The organism is Nonomuraea sp. NPDC005983, assembly GCF_040614375.1.
Taxonomy (GTDB): Bacteria; Actinomycetota; Actinomycetes; order Streptosporangiales; family Streptosporangiaceae; genus Nonomuraea.
Genome location: NZ_JBEXUP010000266.1, coordinates 1 through 4,259 on the forward strand (window position 1 = coordinate 1; position 4,259 = coordinate 4,259).

Annotated in this window: 5 protein-coding genes and 1 pseudogene; 5 read left to right on the plus strand and 1 reads right to left on the minus strand. The window is 69.4% G+C overall.

The features are described from left to right. Window positions 1–548, plus strand: a pseudogene (locus tag ABZ297_RS46300) (hypothetical protein); the annotation flags it as partial. Window positions 549–560: 12 nt separating this feature from the next. Here the strand turns inward: ABZ297_RS46300 and ABZ297_RS46305 are convergent. After that, the gene (locus ABZ297_RS46305) at window positions 561–947 is read right to left on the minus strand and encodes a nuclear transport factor 2 family protein (RefSeq protein ID WP_355360846.1); all 387 of its coding nucleotides are present in this window, start codon (window positions 945–947) and stop codon (window positions 561–563) included. Window positions 948–1,032: 85 nt separating this feature from the next. Here ABZ297_RS46305 and ABZ297_RS46310 point away from each other — a divergent pair, with 85 nt between their 5' ends. The 4 genes from ABZ297_RS46310 (at window position 1,033) to ABZ297_RS46325 (ending at window position 3,788) form a co-directional block, all read left to right on the plus strand. Next, window positions 1,033–1,593 (plus strand): TetR family transcriptional regulator, encoded by a 561-nt coding sequence (locus ABZ297_RS46310; RefSeq protein ID WP_355360849.1) that lies wholly within the window; start codon window positions 1,033–1,035, stop codon window positions 1,591–1,593. Window positions 1,594–1,701: 108 nt separating this feature from the next. Continuing rightward, window positions 1,702–2,703 carry an ABC transporter ATP-binding protein gene (locus ABZ297_RS46315; RefSeq protein ID WP_355360852.1) on the plus strand — a complete coding sequence of 334 codons (1,002 nt, stop codon included), beginning with the start codon at window positions 1,702–1,704 and terminating at the stop codon, window positions 2,701–2,703. A gap of 93 nt (window positions 2,704–2,796) precedes the next feature. After that, window positions 2,797–3,294, plus strand: coding sequence for a hypothetical protein (locus tag ABZ297_RS46320; RefSeq protein ID WP_355360855.1), 498 nt, complete (start codon window positions 2,797–2,799; stop codon window positions 3,292–3,294). Between the two features lie 5 nt (window positions 3,295–3,299). Beyond that, window positions 3,300–3,788: a hypothetical protein gene (locus tag ABZ297_RS46325; RefSeq protein WP_355360858.1), complete on the plus strand. Its 489-nt coding sequence runs from the start codon at window positions 3,300–3,302 to the stop codon at window positions 3,786–3,788. The last annotated feature ends 471 nt before the right edge of the window (window positions 3,789–4,259 follow it).

Genomic DNA, 4,259 nt, shown 5'->3' on the forward strand with positions numbered 1-4,259 from the left:
GGCCCGGCGGCGCGTTCCAACGGGGCGCGTTCAGGCGGCCGCCCGACGGCTTCCGGCAGCCTGGTGGCGTGCGGGGCCCGGGCGCCGACGGTGGTCTCCGGGGGACGGGCGGGCGGCCTGGTGGTATGGGCAGGCTGCTGGAAGCCGGGACGCCCGGGGCGGAGCTGACCGCGTTGCTGGAGGGCGGCGCGTCCGGCTACACGTGGGTGGCGGCGACCGTCGGGTCCAACAACGCGGCCGGCTACCAGCTCGCCACCGGCTCGCCGGTGATGGCGGTGGGCGGCTTCAACGGCACCGACCCCGCGCCGACGCTGGAGCAGTTCCAGCGGTACGTGGCCGAGAAGAAGATCCACTACTTCATCGGGGCCGGCATGGGAGGCGGCCGCGGCACCGGCGGCGGCACGGGAGCCAGTGGAGGCACCGGCGGTAGTGGCGTCAGTGGCGTCAGTGGCGGGAGCGACGAGGCGGCCAGGATCGCGTCCTGGGTGGGGAGCTCGTTCACCGCCGCCACCGTCGCCGGCGTCACCGTGTACGACCTGACCCACTGACCTGGGAGCTGCTCAGGCTGCACGGACCTTCGTGATCGCGCTCGTGTCCATGTAGTCCCTCGTGTGGACGATCAGCCCGTCCCGGATGCGCAGGATCAGCAGGCCGGGCACGGTGAGGACCTGCCCGCCGACCGTGACGACCGTCTCGTGCTCAGTGACCACCACCTCCGGGTCGGTGGTCTGGCGCATCACCACGTCGCGGATCTCGCTGACCTCCGCGACCATCGCGCCCCACATGGCGGTGTAGCCCGCGCGGACCTCCTCGCGCCCCTTGAACGGCGGCAGGCCGCCGAAGGGGAACTCGTGCAGGCCGTCCTCGCCGTACAGGTCGGCCAGTTCGTCGGGCGACTTGTGCCGCATCGCGGCGTGGTACCTGGTGACGATCTCGGCGTGGGACATGCGAACCTCAATTCCTCAACGGGCGTTGAGTCAACGAGCGTAGAGCGAAAAGAGGCCGTCGGTCAACGGATGTAGAGTCGGCGCTGTGAGTGAGCTCCCGCGGGCGGAACGCCGCCGCAGAACCGAGCGGCGCATCCTCGACGCGGCCCGCGAGCTGTTCGCCGAGCGCGGCTTCGAGCGCACCACGATCAGGGCCGTCGCGCAGGCGGCCGGGGTCGATCCCGCGTTGGTGATGCAGTACTTCGGCAGCAAGCAGGAACTCTTCAGCGCGGCCGTGCGGGTGGCGCCCGCGCCGGTGGCAGGGCTCGGCCCCGAGGAACTGGTCGAGCAGGTGCTGGCCTCGCTCGGGATGAAGCTCGGGGAGCTGCCCCAGGCGTCCCTGGCGATGATGCGGTCCATGCTGACCCACCCGGATGCCGCCGCGTCCGCGCGGGCCACCCTGAGCGGGCAGATCGCGCAGATCGGCGCATCGATGTCCGGTGAGGACGCCCGGCTGCGGGCCGCCCTGATGACGACGATCATGCTCGGTGTCACGGTCGGGCACCAACTGCTGGAACTGGACGAGCTCCGCGACGTGCCGCCGGAGGAGATCGCCCGGTTGCTGCGCCCCTGCCTGCGTGCGCTCACCGGGCCGGACGTCCCATAACCGCGCAGTAACAAGTTATTGGAATGCGTTCCAATTCCTTCGATCACCGCTACCGTGATGGCAGCACGTTGTCTCCTGAGTGCACTCCGCGACGAGGGAAGGTGACCGGTGGGCGTCGAGGTCGTGGTCGACGGGCTGACCAAGTCGTTCGGCCGACAGGTCATCTGGGAGGACGTCTCGCTGACCCTGCCCGCGGGCGAGATCTCGGTGCTGCTCGGCCCCTCGGGCACCGGCAAGTCCGTGTTCCTGAAGACGCTGGTCGGCCTGCTCAGGCCCGATCGCGGGCACATCTGGATCGACGGCCACGACCTCGCCAACTGCGGCGAGAACAAGCTCTACGAACTGCGCCGCCTGTTCGGCGTGCTGTTCCAGGACGGCGCCCTGTTCGGCTCGCTGAGCCTGTACGACAACGTCGCCTTCCCGCTGCGCGAGCACACCAGGAAGAGCGAGTCCCGGATCCGCGAGATCGTCATGGAGAAGATGGAGCTGGTCGGCCTGACCGGCGACGAGGCCAAGCTGCCGGGTGAGATCTCCGGCGGCATGCGCAAGCGGGCCGGGCTCGCCAGGGCGCTGGTACTCGACCCGGAGATCATCCTGTTCGACGAGCCCGACTCCGGGCTCGACCCGGTCAGGACCGCCCTCCTCAACCAGCTCATCGTCGATATCAACGCCGAGACCGAGGCGACGTTCCTGATCGTCACGCACGACATCAACACCGCCCGCACGGTCCCCGACGACATCGGCATGCTGTTCAGGCGGGAGCTGGTCATGTTCGGCCCCCGCGAGATGCTGCTGTCGAGCGACGAGCCCGTGGTGCGGCAGTTCCTGAACGCCAGGAGGCACGGCCCGATCGGGATGTCCGAGGAGAAGGACGTCTCCGAGCTGGAGGCCGAGGCCCAGCTCGGCCACGACTCCGGCGTGCTGCCGCCGATCCCACCGCAGCTCATGCCGACCGGCAACCGGATCCGCCGCACCCAGCAGGCGCCCGGCACCTGGCTGGCGGCCAACGGGGTCATCCCGCCGCAGGGCTCGTTCGTGGACGAGCGCGGGCGCAACTGGCTGGAGGAGTACCCCCGCCTGGTCAACGCCCATCTCAACGGCGTCAGCTAGACCGCGGGTCCGCCGAGCTGCCGTCTCCCGTCATTCCGGGCATGCGAGCAGAGCTCGCGGGTTATGATCCGGCGGGCGGAAGGGGGAGCACACGTGGCGGAGCATGCTCGACCCTCTCGCATCCCGGTCACCATGCTCGTCGTCCTCGCCGTGGTGCTCGCGGCGGGGGTGGTGTGGGCGTACCTGAAGGACCGCGACGCGCAGGCCAGGGCGGACGACCGCGACGCGGCCCTGCGCGCGGCGGGGAACCACGCGGTGAGCCTGCTGTCGCTCAACTACAAGACCATCGACGCCGACATGCGGCGCATCCTCGCCACGTCCACCGGCGGGGCGAGATCGGCGTACGAGGCCAACGCGGGCAGGCTCAAGGAGACCACGGTCGCCAACAAGGTGATCCAGTACGGCGTGCTCCGCGCGTCCGGGATGGTCTCCCAGGCGGAGACGAGCGCGCAGGTGCTGGTGGTGGCCGACGTGGACATCCGCTGGGACGGCTCCAAGACCCCGGCGCAGGAGCGGTTCTACCGGTGGGCCATGGACGTGACCAAGGTCGGCGGCGTCTGGCTGGTGTCGAAGGCGGTGCAGGTCGAGTGAGGTGGGTGGGGATCACGCTGCTCGGCGTCGTCGTGGCGGCCCTGGCCGGGGTGGGCCTGTTCCTGGGGCTGGACCTGCGGGCCATGGGCCAGGCGCAGGACGCGGGGGCCGAGGCCATGGCCGCGGCCCGGGCAGTCGCGCCCGGCCTGCTCTCCTACGACTACCGCACGATCGAGCGGGACCTTGCCAGGGCGGGCGGGTACACCACGGGCCGGCTCACCCAGCACTACAAGGACCTGTCGGCCACGCTCGTCCCGAAGGCCAAGGCGCAGAAGATGGTGCAGACGGCCACCGTGGTCGCCGCCGCGGTCGAGCAGGCGGACGTCGACCGGGTAGAGGTTCTGCTCTTCGTGAACACGGGTACGGTCAAGGAGATCGCCGGGAAGGCCGAGCCTCAGCAACTCGTGAGCAAGAACCGGGCCAGGTTCGTCATGATCCGGCAAGATTCTCGCTGGCTGGTGGCCGATCTCTCGACGCTCTTGGGCGCGGCGTGACCCATCGGCGCGCCGCTTACTTCAATTGTTACCAAAAAACAGGTTTAGCGAAGCCTTCGTCATGGGTATCTCAGTCACAGCTACACCGGTTGTCGGCATGGGTTCGACCCTCGGTGTGACGGAGCGTTAACCGTCCCCGTTCGCGGGTATCGTCTTGGGCCTGACGGTAGGCGTCCGATCACACAGGGGAGAAAACCCAGCGTCCGGGCCCATAGTCGGCGAAAAGTCGGGCTTGCGGGCTTGACGGATTCGCTCGAACGGGCGATGCTGCGACCAACGTGGAGCATGCAGCGAGAGCGAAGTTGCCAGGCGTGTGCCGTTCGGCTACACTGCCCCTTTGCGCTGCCCTTTGACGACCCGCTCCGCTGCTCACGTTGCGAGGTTGTCTGGCGTGCGTGTAGTCAGTCCGCCGCGAGCCCTCGGAAGGACATCTGTTGGCAGCCTCGCGCAACGCCTCCGCCGTACCCGCCG